The organism is Methylobacterium sp. V23 (assembly GCF_002917135.1).
GTDB lineage: Bacteria > Pseudomonadota > Alphaproteobacteria > Rhizobiales > Beijerinckiaceae > Methylobacterium.
The window spans coordinates 42,115-58,674 of the sequence record NZ_PDHT01000002.1 but is presented as its reverse complement, the minus strand read 5'-3'; the positions used below and the strand labels follow the sequence as shown (position 1 = coordinate 58,674).

The 16,560-nt window shown below is 64.2% G+C and carries 10 protein-coding genes; 7 read left to right on the top strand and 3 right to left on the bottom strand.

Translation table 11 applies throughout. From position 1 onward, the window contains the following. Positions 1–130: 130 nt before the first annotated feature. Complete coding sequence (gene ctaD, locus CRT23_RS03420) at positions 131–1,762, bottom strand: cytochrome c oxidase subunit I (protein ID WP_055954879.1); 1,632 nt, start codon at positions 1,760–1,762, stop codon at positions 131–133. Positions 1,763–1,851: 89 nt separating this feature from the next. Further along, positions 1,852–2,691: a cytochrome c oxidase subunit II gene (gene coxB, locus CRT23_RS03415; RefSeq protein WP_103708613.1), complete on the bottom strand. Its 840-nt coding sequence runs from the start codon at positions 2,689–2,691 to the stop codon at positions 1,852–1,854. 313 nt (positions 2,692–3,004) lie between these two features. Between coxB and CRT23_RS03410 the strand changes: the two genes are divergently transcribed. The 6 genes from CRT23_RS03410 to CRT23_RS03385 all read left to right on the top strand — a co-directional run bounded on the left by CRT23_RS03410 (position 3,005) and on the right by CRT23_RS03385 (position 10,173). Next, positions 3,005–3,913: a LysR family transcriptional regulator gene (locus tag CRT23_RS03410; protein ID WP_103708612.1), complete on the top strand. Its 909-nt coding sequence runs from the start codon at positions 3,005–3,007 to the stop codon at positions 3,911–3,913. 167 nt (positions 3,914–4,080) lie between these two features. After that, positions 4,081–4,554 (top strand): formate dehydrogenase subunit gamma, encoded by a 474-nt coding sequence (locus CRT23_RS03405; RefSeq protein WP_103708611.1) that lies wholly within the window; start codon positions 4,081–4,083, stop codon positions 4,552–4,554. Next, positions 4,551–6,110 (top strand): formate dehydrogenase beta subunit, encoded by a 1,560-nt coding sequence (locus CRT23_RS03400; RefSeq protein ID WP_103708610.1) that lies wholly within the window; start codon positions 4,551–4,553, stop codon positions 6,108–6,110. The genes CRT23_RS03405 and CRT23_RS03400 overlap by 4 nt, the downstream gene beginning before the upstream one ends. 13 nt (positions 6,111–6,123) lie before the next feature. After that, positions 6,124–8,985 (top strand): formate dehydrogenase subunit alpha, encoded by a 2,862-nt coding sequence (gene fdhF, locus CRT23_RS03395; RefSeq protein ID WP_103708609.1) that lies wholly within the window; start codon positions 6,124–6,126, stop codon positions 8,983–8,985. A 13-nt stretch (positions 8,986–8,998) separates the two neighbouring features. After that, entirely contained in the window at positions 8,999–9,841 is an 843-nt protein-coding gene (gene fdhD / locus CRT23_RS03390) for a formate dehydrogenase accessory sulfurtransferase FdhD (protein WP_245435941.1), read from the top strand. Between the two features lie 41 nt (positions 9,842–9,882). Beyond that, entirely contained in the window at positions 9,883–10,173 is a 291-nt protein-coding gene (locus CRT23_RS03385; protein WP_103708607.1) for a formate dehydrogenase subunit delta, read from the top strand. 34 nt (positions 10,174–10,207) lie between these two features. Here CRT23_RS03385 and CRT23_RS03380 read toward each other — a convergent pair whose 3' ends face one another. Further along, positions 10,208–11,110: a hypothetical protein gene (locus tag CRT23_RS03380; RefSeq protein ID WP_103708606.1), complete on the bottom strand. Its 903-nt coding sequence runs from the start codon at positions 11,108–11,110 to the stop codon at positions 10,208–10,210. Between the two features lie 623 nt (positions 11,111–11,733). On the opposite strand from CRT23_RS03380, the gene gltB reads away from it, so the two are divergent. Further along, entirely contained in the window at positions 11,734–16,449 is a 4,716-nt protein-coding gene (gene gltB, locus CRT23_RS03375; protein WP_103708605.1) for a glutamate synthase large subunit, read from the top strand. Positions 16,450–16,560: the final 111 nt, after the last annotated feature.

The window sequence follows — 16,560 nt, the reverse complement described above, 5'->3', positions numbered from 1 at the left end:
GCGTGGCGCCGCCCTTTGCGGGAGACCTCAGCACACTCGAGGAGCGAACTCCCGAAGCTTGACCGGGGCCTCCGGGAAAGAGCGAGGACCGCTCGCGCGGTCCTCGCAATCCTCGAAGCTGGTAACCTGTTCAGTGGTGACCCGGCTCTTCGACGATCCGGGGCAGGGTCTCGAACTGGTGGAAGGGCGGCGGAGAGGACAGGGTCCACTCCAGGGTGGTCGCACCCTCACCCCACGGATTGTCGGCGGCGCGCTTGCTCGAACGGAAGGCCAGAACGACACCGATGAAGAACACCACCATGCCGAGGGCGAAGATGTGTCCGCCCCAGGTAGAAACCTTGTGCCAGCCGGCGAAGGCTTCCGGGTAGTCGGCGTAGCGGCGCGGCATGCCGGCCAAGCCGAGGAAGTGCATCGGGAAGAACAGGACGTTCGCGCCGATGAAAGCGAGCCAGAAGTGCAGCTTGCCGGCCCACTCGGGGATGATGTGACCGGTCATCTTCGGGAACCAGTAGTAGACACCGGCGAAGATGATGAACACGGCACCGAGCGACAGGACGTAGTGGAAGTGCGCCACGACGTAATAGGTGTCGTGAAGGTACTTATCGACCGCCGAGTTTGCGAGGACAACGCCGGTGACGCCGCCAACCGTGAACAGGAAGATGAAGCCGACCGCCCAGTGCATGGCAGCGGTGAAGCGGATCGAACCACCCCACATCGTCGCAATCCACGAGAAGATTTTCACGCCGGTGGGCACCGCGATGACCATCGTTGCGAAGACGAAGTAGGACTGCGTCTGGAGGGACAGGCCGACCGTGTACATGTGGTGCGCCCACACGACGAAGCCGACGACGCCGATCGCGACCATGGCGTAGGCCATGGCGAGGTAGCCGAAGACCGGCTTGCGCGAGAAGGTCGAGATGATGTGCGAGACGATGCCGAAGGCCGGCAGGATCATGATGTACACTTCGGGGTGACCGAAGAACCAGAACAAGTGCTGGTAGAGGACCGGATCGCCGCCGCCGGCCGGGTCGAAGAACGTCGTGCCGAAGTTCCGATCGGTGAGGAGCATCGTGATCGCGCCGGCGAGCACCGGAAGCGACAGCAGCAGGAGGAAGGCGGTCACCAGCATCGACCAGGCGAACAACGGCATCTTATGCAGGGTCATGCCCGGCGCGCGCATGTTCAGGATGGTGGTGATGAAGTTGATCGCACCGAGGATCGAGCCGGCGCCGGAGAGGTGGAGGGCGAAGATCGCGAAATCGACCGCCGGACCCGGGTGGCCGGCGCTCGACAGGGGCGGGTACACGGTCCAGCCGGTACCAGCACCCGAGGAGCCAGGAGCGCCCTCGACGAAGAGCGAGCAGACGAGGCTCAGGAAGCCCGCGACCGTCAGCCAGAACGAGACGTTGTTCATGCGCGGGAACGCCATGTCGGGCGCGCCGATCATGAGGGGCACGAACCAGTTGCCAAAGCCGCCGATCAAGGCAGGCATCACCATGAAAAACACCATGATGAGACCGTGGCCGGTCACGAACACGTTGTAAGTGCCGGGATTGGCGAAATACTGGAGCCCGGGCTCTTCCATCTCCATGCGGATACCGAAGGAGAGGAACGCGCCCATGATGCCCGCGCAGAACGCGAACAATAGGTAGAGAGTGCCGATATCCTTGTGGTTCGTCGACAGGAACCAGCGGGAGAAGAAGGACGGCATGTGGTGGTCGTGGGCGTCGTGGTGCCCCGTATGTGCAGCGGCGTTCGCCATGGATGCAGACCTTAGTCCAGGTTTCTCGTGATCATCTCGATGGGTGGAGCCGGGCGCCGCTCAAGGGCCCGGGTCCGAAATCCGCGCCCTTACCGGGCGTCGGCGAACTTCGACGGGTCGTCGATGCGGGCGAACTTAGTCTTACCTTCGGCGAGCCACTTGGCGTAGGCCTCTTCGCTCACGACCTGAACCGTAATCGGCATGTAGGCGTGACGCGCGCCGCAAAGCTCGGAGCACTGGCCATGGTAGGTGCCTTCGCGCTCCGCCTTGAACCAGAACTGGTTCAGGCGGCCCGGAACGGCGTCGATTTTGAATCCGAAGGACGGCATCGCCCAGGAGTGCATGACGTCGGCGGCAGTGACCTGGATCTTTACGATCTTATTCACCGGCACGACCATGTCGTTGTCGGTACCCAACAGCTTCGGCTGCTTGTCCTCGTCGAGGTTGGCATCGAAGGTGAAGCCGCCGCCGTTCTCCACAGCCGGGTACTCGTAGGACCAGTACCACGCATGACCGATGACCTTCACCAAGACGTCGGCCTTGGGGTCGGAGAGCTGCGTGCGCAGGAGGCGGAACGACGGGATCGCGACGGCGACCAGGATCAGCACCGGGACGATGGTCCAGGCCACTTCGATCATGGTGTTGTGCGTGGTCTTCGAAGGCGTCGGGTTCGCCTTCTCGCTGAACCGGAAGACGCAATAGAGAATCAAGCCGAGCACGAACAGCGAGATACCGAACGACAGCCAATGCATGCCGTGTTCGAACGAATGAATGTCCCGGGCGTTCTCGGTGACCGCGACCTGGCGGTCCATCTGCCACGGAACGGGCTGGCCGATGCCGGCCGCGAGCGCGGATGAGGAAGAAGCGAGGAACGCGCCGAGCGCGGCAAGCCCCCATGATGACCGGTGTTGCGCCTGCGTCGTCCGCATGTGCCTCTCGTGGCTCCCCGTGATTGTGATCGTCGATGCCGCGCGTCTTGCTGGGTTTGTTCTAAATCGCAAGTGCATTTCGCGGATCGCGGGCCTTTCGAGGGAATGACCCACGTCTGGCCGATTGGCGTGTCAGACCACAAGGGCGTGAAGCGCGCAACCGCAACAGCGTCGCATCATGCGGCTTGAAGGTCTCGACTCAGGCCGCTGACGGTCTATCGAAATGTCGCAGGCTAGGCGACGCGCCCCTGGGAATGCTTCAGCCCAGATGAGGAGGCGTAGCCTGGCTCCAAGGCTTGCGAAGGGGCCGTCCGTGATCGATCGACTCGAATTTATCCTCGCTCTTGCGCGTGAGCGTCACTTCGGCAGGGCAGCTCAGGTCTGTAATGTCTCGCAGCAGACCCTCTCGGCCGGGGTGAAGCAGTTGGAAGAACGGCTCGGTGTGCTTCTCGTGCAACGGGGTTCGCGTTTTCAGGGATTCACTCCGGAGGGTGAGCGCGTCCTTGAGTGGGCTCGCCGCATCGTTGGTGATGCGAGGGCGATGCGCGAGGAAGTTGCGAGTCTTAGGCGCGGGCTCGCGGGAACGTTGCGCCTCGCGGCAATCCCGACTGCGACCCCGATCGTCGCCGCGCTCACGACGCCGTTTCGAGCGCGCCACCCGAACGTCCGCTTTTCTGTCCACTCCACCACCTCTGGAGAAATTGGGCGCCTGATCGCCGATCTCGAGATCGACGCCGGGATCACGTATCTTGAGAATGAGCCCCTCGGTCGGCTGACGGCTGTCTCACTCTATCGAGAGCGCTATCGCCTCCTGACCGCGATCGACGGGGTGTTCGGCGAACGGGAAACGGTCACATGGGATGAGGTCGCGAGCCTGCCTCTGTGTCTGCTGACCCCTGATATGCAGAACCGGCGGATCATCGATCGGCAACTGCTGAATGCAGGAACGACGGTCGCCCCGCTGCTCGAGTCCAACTCGATGATCGTTCTGCTAACTCACGTTCGTACCGCCAAATGGGCGAGCATCATGCCGGCGGTACTCGCCGACACCTTCCGTTTGAGTGACCGCGTGAGAGCCGTGCCAATCGTCGATCCGGATCTCAGCCACGTTGTCGGCCTCGTGGTGCCGGAACGCGAACCGATGACGCCCCTTTGTGCTGCGCTGATCGTCGAGGCGCGGAACGTTGCCGCGTCGATCAATGAAATGATCGACGCCTTGTAAAAAGACCTTGAGAACGCATTAAATCGGCCCCTGTTTACCGTCGCTTTTCGCGTCGCAACATCGTTCGCTGACAAAAAACCGTTGTCGCTTCACGGATCAGCGCGATTGATCGTTGGTTGGCGATATACCACCCTGGAATGAGAACAATCTCAGTCCGGGTAGGAACAATGGTGCCGAACGAGCCCTGGAGCGAGCCGCGTGCCGCCGGGATCATTGCCGAACACGTCCACCTCGAAGGGGCGACACTTCCGATCCTCCATGCGTTGCAGGGGACCTTCGGCTACGTCGATGAAGGCGCGGTGCCGCTTATCGCCGACGCACTGAACCTGTCGCGCGCGGAGGTGCATGGCTGCATCACCTTCTATCACGACTTTCGTCGCGCACCGGCCGGGCGCCACCAAGTTAAGCTCTGTCGGGCCGAAGCGTGCCAAGCCATGGGCTCGGACGCCCTGCATGCCGCGATCCTGTCACGTCTTGGGGTCGACTGGCACGGAACCACGGCCGACGGTCAGGTCACCGTGGAGCCCGTCTACTGCCTCGGTCTCTGCGCCAATGGGCCCGGAGCCCTGGTGAACGACGAGCCTTTGGCCCGGCTCACCGCCGCTTCCCTCGAAGCCACCCTGACGGAGATGAAGTCGTGAGCATCACGATCACCGTTCCGCGCGACGCCGTGGCGCTGGGGCTCGGTGCCAACCGCGTCGCCCGCGCGCTGTTCGCCGGCGCCGAGCGCCGCGGCCTCGACGTCACCATCGTTCGCACTGGCTCCCGAGGCCTCCTATGGCTTGAGCCGATGATCGAGGTCGCGACGGCGGAGGGCCGTATCGCTTACGGGCCGGTGACGCCAGCCGATATCGACAGTCTGCTTGATGCGGGCCTCGTCGAGGGTGGTGAGCACCCTCTCCGGCTCGGGCGGCCGGAGGAAATCCCCTATCTGGCGCGTCAGCATCGGCTCACCTTCCAGCGCTGCGGCGTGGTGGATCCGGTCTCGGTGGAGGATTACCGGGCGCATGGCGGCTACCGGGGCCTGGAAGCCGCCCTTAAGCTCGACGCTGCCGGCATCGTCGCGGAAGTGCGCGAGTCCGGCCTTCGCGGCCGGGGTGGCGCAGGCTTCCCCGCCGGGATCAAGTGGAACACTGTGATGCTCGCCCAGGCTGAGCAGAAATACGTGGTCTGCAACGCCGACGAGGGCGATTCCGGCACCTTTGCCGATCGCATGATGATGGAGGGCGACCCCTTCAATCTCATCGAGGGCATGACCATCGCGGGCTTCGCGACCGGTGCTACCCGTGGCTACATCTACCTGCGCTCCGAGTATCCGCAGGCGTTCTCGACCCTCAAGGAAGCGATCGCCAACGGTATCAAGGCCGGGCTCCTCGGCGATAACGTGATGAATTCCGGCAAGGCCTTCCATCTGGAGGTTCGCCTCGGGGCCGGTGCCTACATCTGTGGTGAGGAGACGTCCCTTCTGGAGAGTCTGGAGGGCCGCCGCGGCATCGTACGTGCCAAGCCGCCGATCCCAGCGCTGAAGGGCTTCCTCGGCCAGCCGACGCTCGTGAACAACGTGATGACCTTCACGGCCGTACCCTACATCCTGCAACACGGCGCCGAGGCTTACGCCGAGTACGGCATGGGCCGCTCGCTCGGGACCCTTGCGATCCAGCTGGCCGGCAACGTCAAGCACGGCGGCCTGATCGAGTACGCCTTCGGCATCACGTTGCGCGAGATCATCGAGGATTTCGGTGGCGGCACACGGAGTGGTCGTCCCATACGCGCGGTTCAAGTGGGGGGGCCCCTCGGTGCGTACTTCCCGGACCACCTCCTCGATACGCCTCTCGATTACGAAGCGATGGCGGCCAACAAGGGCCTCGTCGGCCACGGCGGGATCGTTGTCTTCGACGACACCGTCGACATGGCAAAGCAGGCGCGGTTCGCGTTCGAGTTCTGCGCAGCGGAATCCTGCGGCAAGTGCACGCCCTGCCGCATCGGCGCGACCCGCGGCGTCGAGACCATGGACAAGGTCATCGCCGGCATACGGCCGAGCGAGAACCTCGCCGTCGTCGCCGACCTCTGCGAGGTGATGACCGACGGCTCTCTCTGCGCCATGGGCGGCCTGACGCCGATGCCCGTCATGAGTGCGATCACCCATTTTCCTGAGGACTTCCAGCAGCGCGGGCCGATGTCCGTCGCGGCTGAGTAAGGAGGCGCGATCCATGGCCCTCATCAAAGAGATCGATTACGGCACCCCGATCCGCATCTCGGACCAGACCGTGACGCTGACGATCGACGGCATGAGCGTGACAGTGCCGGCGGGCACGTCGGTAATGGCGGCCGCGATGCATGCCGGCACGCAGATCCCCAAGCTCTGCGCCACCGATTCCCTCGAGGCCTTCGGCTCTTGCCGCCTCTGCCTCGTGGAGATCGAGGGACGGCGCGGCACGCCCGCCTCCTGCACGACGCCGGCCGAGAACGGCATGGTGGTCTCAACCCAGACCGATAAGCTCGCGAAGCTTCGCAAGGGCGTGATGGAGCTCTACATCTCCGACCACCCCCTCGATTGCCTGACCTGCGCCGCCAACGGCGACTGTGAGTTGCAGGACATGGCGGGTGCGGTGGGTCTCCGCGATGTACGCTATGGCTATGACGGGGCCAACCACGTCAAGCCGACCTCCGAGCAGTACCTACCCAAGGATGCGTCGAACCCGTACTTCACCTACGATCCGTCGAAATGCATCGTCTGCAATCGCTGCGTTCGCGCCTGCGAGGAGACGCAGGGCACGTTCGCCCTCACCATCTCCGGTCGCGGCTTCGACAGTCGCGTGGCTGCCGGACCGACCGACTTCTTCAACTCCGAGTGCGTGTCGTGCGGGGCCTGCGTCCAGGCTTGCCCGACCGCAACCCTGCAGGAGAAGTCGATCATCGAGCACGGCCAGCCGGACCATTCCGAGATCACCACCTGCGCCTATTGCGGCGTCGGCTGCTCGTTCAAGGCCGAGATGCAAGGCACCCGCATCGTCCGCATGGTGCCCTACAAGGGCGGCAAGGCGAACGAGGGCCACTCCTGCGTGAAGGGCCGGTTCGCCTACGGCTACGCCACGCACAAGGACCGGATTACCAAGCCGATGATCCGTGAGAAGATCACCGATCCATGGCGCGAGGTGACCTGGGACGAGGCGATCGATCGCGCCGCCTCCGAATTCAAGCGAATACAGGCGAAGTACGGCAAGGATTCGGTCGGCGGTATCACCTCATCCCGCTGCACCAACGAGGAGGCCTACCTCGTGCAGAAGCTCGTGCGCGCCGCCTTCGGCAACAACAACGTCGACACCTGCGCCCGCGTCTGTCATTCCCCCACCGGCTATGGGCTGATGTCGACGCTCGGCACTTCGGCCGGAACACAGGACTTCGCCTCCGTGGCGCATTCCGACGTGATCCTCGTCATCGGGGCGAATCCGACCGATGGTCATCCCGTCTTCGCATCCCGCATGAAGAAGCGCTTACGCGAGGGGGCCAAGCTGATCGTTGCCGATCCGCGCAAGATCGATCTCGTGAAGTCGCCCCACATCAAGGCGGACTTCCACTTGCCACTCAAGCCCGGCTCGAACGTCGCCTTCATCAATTCGATGGCGCATGTCATCCTCACGGAAGGCCTGGTCGACGAGGCTTATGTTCGCGAACGCTGCGACCTCGGCGACTTCGAAGCCTGGGCCCGCTTCGTCGCTGACGCGCGCCATTCGCCGGAGGCGCAGGCGGCGTATACGGGCATCCACCCGGTCGAGCTGCGTGCCGCCGCCCGCCTTTATGCGAAGGGGGGAGCCGCCGGCATCTACTACGGCCTCGGCGTCACCGAACACAGTCAGGGCTCGACCATGGTGATGGGCATGGCGAACATCGCCATGGCCACGGGCAACATCGGCATGCTCGGCGCCGGCGTGAATCCACTGCGCGGCCAGAACAACGTGCAGGGCTCCTGCGACATGGGCTCGTTCCCGCACGAACTGCCGGGTTATCGCCACGTCTCGGACGATGCCACCCGTGCGACCTTCGAGGCCCTGTGGGGGGTGTCGCTGGACCAGCACCCGGGTCTGCGCATCACCAACATGCTCGACGAGGCCGTCGATGGCGCCTTCAAGGGCATGTACATCCAGGGCGAGGACATCGCCCAGTCGGATCCCGACACGCACCACGTCACCGCCGGCCTGAGGGCGATGGAATGCATCGTCATTCAGGACATCTTCCTCAACGAGACGGCCAAATATGCCCATGTCTTCCTGCCGGGCGCCTCGTTCCTGGAAAAGGACGGCACCTTCACAAACGCCGAGCGCCGCATCTCCCGCGTGCGCAAGGTGATGCCGCCGCTCTCCGGCGTCGGGGACTGGGAGGGCACCATGCTGCTCTCCAACGCCCTCGGCTATCCGATGAGCTACAGCCACCCCAGCGAAATCATGGATGAGATTGCGTCCCTGACACCGAGTTTCTCCGGCGTCAGCTTCGCCAAGCTCGACGAGCTCGGTTCGATCCAGTGGCCCTGCAACGAGGCTGCCCCGACCGGCACGCCGATGATGCACGTGGACCGCTTCGTGCGCGGGCTCGGCAAGTTCATGATCACCGAGTACGTGCCTACAGAGGAGCGCACCGGCCCGCGCTTCCCGCTCATCCTCACCACCGGCCGCATCCTGTCGCAGTACAATGTCGGCGCACAGACCCGTCGAACGGAGAACTCGCGCTGGCATGAGGAAGACGTGCTGGAGATCCACCCTTTCGATGCGGAAGTACGCGGTATCGTCGAGGGGGACCTCGTTGCGCTCGAAAGTCGCTCCGGTGATATCGCATTGAAAGCGATCGTGTCCGAGCGCATGCAGCCCGGCGTGGTGTATACCACCTTCCACCACGCCAAGACCGGCGCCAACGTGATCACCACCGACTACTCGGACTGGGCAACCAACTGCCCCGAGTACAAGGTCACGGCGGTGCAGGTTCGGCGGACGAATCGGCCCTCCGACTGGCAGGCGCGGTTCTTCGAGGAGGATTTTTCGTTGACCCAGATTGCGACCCAGCTGAATGCGGCCGAGTGACCAGACCAGCCTGATGGCGAACGAGGGGGATGCGGCGGTCGAGACCGCCCGGCGCGTCCCGACCCTGGTCGTCGCCTACGACGATCCGGAGCCGCGCAGCGGGACCCGGCCGCTGGCTGTCGAGATGCCGGTCAATTTGGTTTACGGATCGGTGCCTTACGCCGTGATGATGACGACGCCGGCTGACCTCGTAGACTTTGCCTACGGGTTCAGCTTGACGGAGGGAATCATCGCGGCCGCCGATGAGATCCGCTCGGTTCACGTCGAGGTTGACGCGGCGGAGGGCGGAATGCGCCTTCTCGTCGATTTGGTGCCGGGGCGGCTGAGGGAACACCTCGCGCGCAAGCGCGCCATGTCGGGGCGCACCGGTTGCGGCGTCTGCGGAATCGACGATCTCGGGTCGCTACCGAGGGCCGACGCGCCCCTGCACGGCGCGGGTCGGGTTACCGTCGCGGCAATCCAGAGGGCGCTGATGGCCATGGGCGACGCGCAAGTGCTCAATGCCGAGACGCGGGCGGTCCATGCTGCGGCTTGGGCCGATCTCGACGGTAACTTGGTGGCATTGCGTGAAGATGTCGGGCGCCACAACGGCCTCGACAAGCTGATCGGCGCACTGATCCGACGACACACCGATCCCGCGGATGGCTTCGTCGTCATCACCAGCCGCTGCTCCTTCGAGATGGTCGAGAAGGTGGCAAGCCTGGGCGCGACGGTACTCGTCGCAATCTCCGCCCCGACTTCGCTGGCGATCGACCGAGCGCGCCTGAATGGCATGACGCTCTGTGCCATCGCTCGCTCAGACACCCTGACGGTCTTCACAGGCCGTGAACGCCTCGACTTGCCCGCGCAGCCCTAGCGTCACACGACTCCCGTTCCCTCGACAGAGTTTTCGTACTCATGAGCGCCCTGACGTCCGACGAGAAGCTGGTCCGCATGGCCAATCAGATCGCCACTTTCTTCCGATCCTATCCAGACGAGGAAGCTGTGGCCGGGATCCACAAGCACATCGTGGCGTTCTGGACGCCGAAAATGCGCAGAGCTCTCGAGGGCTATGGCCCCAATTCAGATAGTGGACTCGATCCACTTGCGCTGCGGGCCCTGCAGGACACGCCGGCTGCCGATAGTCCCGTTCGAGCCGCGACTCGCGACCCGCATCTGCAGGGTGCCGGCGCCAGCGACGCTGGCTGATCTGATCGCAATTCCGGAAGCGAGCACCTGGACTTCAGTTCTTTTCGGTCTCCTTCGTGGTGCCGGGCACGATCGTCGCTCCACCGATCACACGAATCGGTCGCTTGGCATCGGCCGGCACATCCTTCCAGTCCTGCGCCACCGGCTTCTCTGCCGGGGGCGGCTGCACCGACGCTGGCGTCATGGCGGCGGCTGGTGTCTCGGTCTTCGGAGGAGTAACCGCTGCGGTTATGCCAGCGGGACCAGCCTCAGCCTTCGGTAAAGTGGGGGGCACATCGGACAGCTTCTGCACTCCGGGAGCGACCGCCGGCGGAGCCGCCTTTCCCGCCGGGGCGAGGCGAACGGTTTTCCGGCGTATGTCGGACTTCGGCTTTGCCTCTGACCCGTGGGAATCGGGATTCAAACCCATGGGATTCTGATCGCCAGGCTCAGGCCTCGCCTGTGGAACGGCCCGTGACCCGGTTACCGATCGAGCCGCGAGATCCGGGCGCCCGACAGGTTCAGGACGCGTCCGCCGAGCCTGATCCTGCGGGAAGGGGATGTCTGCGGGAGGAACGATTCGCTCGGCTTCTCGAATTCGCCGACGAGGAGCCTCGTCGTCTTCCGTCCAGCCATAGCCAGGTTCACGGCGCACAACGCGCGGGATCGCGTCGAGCCCAGTGTCGAGGCGCTGGCGTCCGACGATTCGGCCGTCGCGCGCATCGACGAAGAGGCGCAGGCGTTCGCCATACGGGTTGGATGCCTCGACGACATACGCCTGCCCATCGAAGCGCGGACGCGTAACGTCCGTGAATCCGCGGTCACTGAGGCGCCACACGACAGCACGGGGCGGGAGAAGGAGATCAGGCTCGTAAGCGTATTGCGCCTGAGCGACGCTCGCAGCCCAAAGCGTCAGGAGACCCGCCGACAGACCGCGGAATGAGGAGGATGCACGCATGGGCTTCCTGCGAGACGAGACCATCGCGATGAAATTCAGAGTGATGTCGGCGCGGAGGCCTGCTGTTGGCGCAGGTCCTCCGCTCCAAGGTCCGCCGGGATTCGGGACAATCCCCGCACGCCGCTTGTGCTCGGCACGCCGTGTAGACAGCCGGAATGGGGCAAGATTGCGGGGTGACGACCGTGGGCTTCGCTCCGACGGACATCGGTCGTTCCAATCTAGCAGGGACCTGCGGCAATGAGGCCTTCCGTCTGCTCGAACCGTGCGCTCGAAAACCGCAGCGTGCTAACCGGCACACCCTTGCTGGACCGATTAAAATCTGTCACTTTTCATCGGTAGGACAGTAGAGCTGTCCCATTCCCGGCGGGGTGCCTGTCCGGATGGCTGTGAGGATCTCGCTCAGGTGACGTTGCCGGCGGCCAAACGAGATTCGAAGCCGGTCGCCATCATGGCGATCCGGGCCCGCACGGCTTGACACCAAGCCGGCGTCGAGCCCGCGAGTTGCGGGCGCTTCCTGACCGAAGAACCCGCCCAGAGCCGACGCTGTCGAGAGACAAAACCCGGACGCCTCTCAGGCTCTGGGCATGAAACATGCTCGCATGCGGGCAGGTCGGAGGCGAAAGATGGTGGACGTGGTCGCATCTTCTGAGTTCGGGGCGCTGCAGGCGTCGGTTCCCGCCACTCGCGACGGGACCGCGCCGCTCATCGTACGTGACCAGGCCCTACCGAAAGTCCAGGGGCTCTACGATCCGGCTCGTGAAAGCGACGCCTGCGGCGTCGGCTTCGTCGCCGACATGCACGACCGGCGCACCCACGCCATCGTTCAGCAGGGCCTGCAGATCCTGAAGAACCTCGACCATCGCGGCGCCGTCGGCGCCGATCCGAAGATGGGCGATGGCTGCGGCATCCTCGTGCAGATCCCGCACGCCTTCTTCAAGGCCGAGTGCGAGGCCCTCGGCATCACCCTGCCCGAGCCCGGCCATTACGGTGTCGGTCAGTTCTTCATGCCAAAGGACGAGGAGGCACGTCGCCTCGTCGAAGAGATCGTCGAGAAGGCTCTGGCCGACGAGGGTCTGCCGTTCCTTGGCTGGCGTGACGTCCCGGTCGATCCGAGCGACCTTGGGGTGATGGTCAAGGAGACGGAGCCTTGTCACCGGCAGATCTTCATCGGCCGTCCCACCACGGTGGCGGATGAGGACGCTTTTGAACGTCGACTGTTTACTGCTCGAAAGGTGATCTCGAACAAGGTCTACGGTCTGAAGGACGAGCGCGCGAACACCTACTATCCCGTGTCTCTTTCGACCCGCACTATCGTCTACAAGGGCATGGTTCTGGTCGATCAGCTCGGCGACTACTACCGCGACCTGCAGGACGAGCGCTTCGTTTCGGGGCTCGCCCTCGTGCATCAGCGCTTCGCCACCAACACCTTTCCGACTTGGCGCCTGTCGCACCCCTACCGGATGGTCGCGCACAACGGCGAGATCAACACGCTGCGCGGCAACGTCAACTGGATGGCGGCGCGCCAGGCGAGCGTCGATTCTGAGCTGTTCGGCAACGACATCTCGAAGCTCTGGCCTATCTCCTATGAGGGACAGTCCGACACCGCGTGCTTCGACAACGCCCTCGAGTTCCTTGTTCAGGGTGGCTACTCGCTGGCACACGCGATGATGATGCTCATCCCGGAAGCCTGGGCCGGCAATCCCCTGATGAGCGAGGAGCGCCGTGCGTTCTACGAGTATCACGCTGCCCTGATGGAGCCGTGGGACGGCCCGGCTGCCGTCTGTTTCACTGATGGCCGGCAGATCGGCGCCACCCTCGACCGCAACGGCCTTCGCCCGGCCCGCTACCTCGTGACCGACGACGGCCTCGTGGTGCTGGCTTCCGAGATGGGCGTGCTGCCGATTCCGGACGAGAAGATCGTCGAGTCCTGGCGCTTGCAGCCCGGCCGCATGCTGCTCATCGACCTTGAGAAGGGGCGCATCGTCTCCGACGAAGAGATTAAGAGCGAGCTTGCCGCCGCGCATCCCTACGCCGAGTGGGTCAAGAACACCCAGATCGTCCTCGAGGACCTGAAGCCGGTGATCCCACGGGCCTCGCGTTCCGACGTGTCGCTCCTCGATCGCCAGCAGGCTTTCGGCTACAGCCAGGAGGATCTCAAGCTCCTCATGGCGCCGATGGCTGTGACTGGCCAGGAGGCCGTCGGCTCCATGGGTACGGACACGCCGCTCTCGGCGCTGTCTGACAAGCCGAAGTCGCTCTACTCCTACTTCAAGCAGAACTTCGCGCAGGTCACGAACCCGCCGATCGACCCGATTCGCGAGGAGGCCGTGATGAGCCTCGTCTCGTTCATCGGCCCGCGTCCCAACCTGCTCGATATGGAAGGCGCTTCCCGCAAGAAGCGTCTCGAGGTTCGCCAACCGATCCTCACCAACGGCGATCTAGAGAAGATCCGTTCGATCTCCCATTTCGAGGACCGGTTCGATACCAAGACCTTGGACATGACCTTCCCGGCCGAGACCGGTGCGGCGGCCATGGAAGGCGCTGTCGATCGCCTCTGCGACCGGGCCGAGGTTGCCGTACGCGGCGGCTACAACATCATCATCCTGTCGGATCGCGGTGTTGGGCCGGATCGCATCGCGATCCCGGCCCTCCTCGCGACGGCCGCCGTGCACAATTATTTGATTCGCAAGGGGCTAAGGACTTCGGTCGGTCTCGTGGTCGAGTCGGGTGAGCCGCGCGAGGTGCATCACTTTGCGTGCCTAGCCGGCTACGGCGCCGAAGCGATCAACCCGTATCTCGCCTTCGAGACACTGATCGCGATGAAGGACGAGTTCCCGCCGGACCTGACGCCGGACGAGATTGTCTACCGGTACATCAAGTCGATCGATAAGGGCCTCCTCAAGGTTATGTCCAAAATGGGCATTTCGACCTATCAGTCCTATTGCGGCGCGCAGATCTTTGACGCGATCGGCCTGAACTCGTCCTTCGTGGCACGCGACTTCTTCGGCACCGCGACGACGATCGAGGGCATCGGCATGGCCGAGGTCGCGCAGGAGACCGCGCGGCGCCACGGCGACGCCTTCGGTGACTCGCCGATCTACCGCACCGCCCTCGATGTCGGCGGCGAGTACGCCTACCGCTTGCGCGGCGAGAGCCATACCTGGACCCCGGATTCCGTCGCAACGCTCCAGCATGCGGTGCGCCTTGGCCTACCCGATCGCTACCGTGAATACGCCCGGCTGGTGAACGAGCAGGAGAACCACCTCAAGACCATCCGCGGCCTGTTCCGCATCAAGCAGGCGGCCGAACTCGGCCGTGCGCCGATCGAGATCGATCAGGTCGAGCCAGCAGCCGACATCGTCAAGCGCTTCGCCACGGGCGCCATGTCCTACGGGTCGATCTCCAAGGAAGCACACGAGACCCTCGCTATCGCGGTGAACTCGTTTGGTGGTCGCTCGAATTCGGGTGAGGGCGGTGAGGAGGTCGAGCGCTTCAAGCCGATGGCGGACGGCCGCTCGCGCCGCTCGGCCATCAAGCAGGTCGCCTCTGGTCGCTTCGGCGTCACGACGGAGTATCTGGTCAATTCCGACATGATGCAGATCAAGGTCGCACAGGGCGCGAAGCCGGGCGAGGGGGGGCAGCTGCCTGGCCACAAGGTCGACGCCAAAATCGCAAAGGTCCGTTATGCCACCCCTGGCGTCGGCCTGATCTCGCCGCCGCCGCATCACGACATCTATTCGATCGAGGATCTGGCGCAGCTAATCTTCGACCTCAAGAACGTGAACCCATCCGCCGACGTTTCGGTGAAGCTTGTCTCCGAGGTCGGTGTCGGCACGGTCGCCACGGGCGTGGCGAAGGCACGCGCCGATCACATCACGATTTCGGGCTTCGACGGCGGCACCGGTGCGGCTCCACTGACCTCGATCAAGCACGCGGGCGGCCCTTGGGAAACGGGCTTGGCCGAGACCCAACAGACGCTGGTGCTCAGCCACCTGCGCGGGCGCGTCGTGCTCCAGGCGGATGGCGGCATCCGCACGGGCCGTGACGTCTTGATCGCGGCGCTGCTCGGAGCCGATCAGTTTGGCTTCTCTACCGCGCCGCTGATCGCGGCCGGCTGCATCATGATGCGCAAGTGCCACCTGAACACCTGCCCGGTCGGCGTGGCGACGCAGGACCCCGTCCTGCGCAAGCGCTTCAAGGGCACGCCCGAGCACGTGATCAATTACTTCTTTTTCGTGGCCGAGGAGCTGCGCGAGCTGATGGCGTCCATGGGCTTCAGCAAGCTCGAGGACCTAATCGGGCGGGCCGACTTCCTCGACACCCTCGAGGTGATCAATCACTGGAAGGCGCGCGGCCTCGACTTCTCGAAGCTGTTCCACCGTCCGGAGGTCCCCGAGCATGTCGCGATCCGGCATACGGAGAAGCAGAAGCACCCGATCGATACGGTGCTCGACCGTCGCCTGATCGCCGGCGCTCAGTCGGCCCTCGATGGCGGAGAACCGGTGGTGGTGCGGGATGAGATCCGGAACTCGGATCGTACGGCCGGCGCCATGCTTTCAGGAGCCGTGGCCAAGCGGTACGGCCACGAGGGTCTGCCCGACGACACCATTCAGGTGGAGCTGTCGGGCACTGCCGGCCAGAGCTTCGGCGCTTGGCTGGCGGCTGGCGTCACCCTGGTGCTTACCGGCCACGCCAACGACTACGTCGGCAAAGGTCTATCTGGCGGCAAGCTGATCATCCGTCCCTCCGACGCCCTGCGGGCGCCGGGCTCGCACACCATCATGGCCGGCAACACCGTTCTGTATGGAGCTATTGCCGGTGAGGCCTACATCCGCGGTTCGGCCGGCGAGCGGTTCGCCGTCCGTAATTCGGGCGCCATCGCGGTGGTCGAGGGCATGGGCGACCATGGCTGCGAGTACATGACAGGCGGTGTGGTGGTGTCGATCGGTGAAACCGGACGTAACTTCGCGGCCGGCATGTCGGGCGGCATCGCCTATGTCCTCGACGAGGACGGCTCGTTCTCGGCTCGCTGCAACCTTTCCATGGTCGATCTCGAACCCGTCGAGGAGGAAGACGACCTCATGCGTCGGTTCCACCAGGACGGTGACCTGGAAACGAAGGGCCGCGTCGACATCCTGGCCGACATGTCTGGCCACGATGAGGAACGCCTGTCTCAGCTGATCACCAATCACCTGAAGTACACGGGCTCTCCGCGTGCCAAGGCGATCCTCGATGATTGGGCTGGCTACCGCACCAAGTTCGTCAAGGTGATGCCGGTGGAGTACCGGCGTGCCCTGCGCGAAATGGAGATGGCGCGGATGCCGGTGGCGGCCGAGTAGGCGCGGCACGACTGATATTCTATCGAGGCGGCTCCCGGTTCATCAATGAACCGGGGGTTGCATGGGTCAGCACCGAGAGATGGCTGACGCATGAGGCAGGTCGGTCGAAGA

Coding starts and splice junctions, on each gene's coding strand:
- gltB (WP_103708605.1), top strand. CDS start 11,734: ATGGTGGACGTGGTCGCATCTTCTGAGTTCGGGGCGCTGCAGGCGTCG.
- coxB (WP_103708613.1), bottom strand. CDS start 2,691: ATGCGGACGACGCAGGCGCAACACCGGTCATCATGGGGGCTTGCCGCG.
- ctaD (WP_055954879.1), bottom strand. CDS start 1,762: ATGGCGAACGCCGCTGCACATACGGGGCACCACGACGCCCACGACCAC.
- CRT23_RS03385 (WP_103708607.1), top strand. CDS start 9,883: ATGAGCGCCCTGACGTCCGACGAGAAGCTGGTCCGCATGGCCAATCAG.
- fdhF (WP_103708609.1), top strand. CDS start 6,124: ATGGCCCTCATCAAAGAGATCGATTACGGCACCCCGATCCGCATCTCG.
- CRT23_RS03380 (WP_103708606.1), bottom strand. CDS start 11,110: ATGCGTGCATCCTCCTCATTCCGCGGTCTGTCGGCGGGTCTCCTGACG.
- CRT23_RS03405 (WP_103708611.1), top strand. CDS start 4,081: ATGGTGCCGAACGAGCCCTGGAGCGAGCCGCGTGCCGCCGGGATCATT.
- fdhD (WP_245435941.1), top strand. CDS start 8,999: ATGGCGAACGAGGGGGATGCGGCGGTCGAGACCGCCCGGCGCGTCCCG.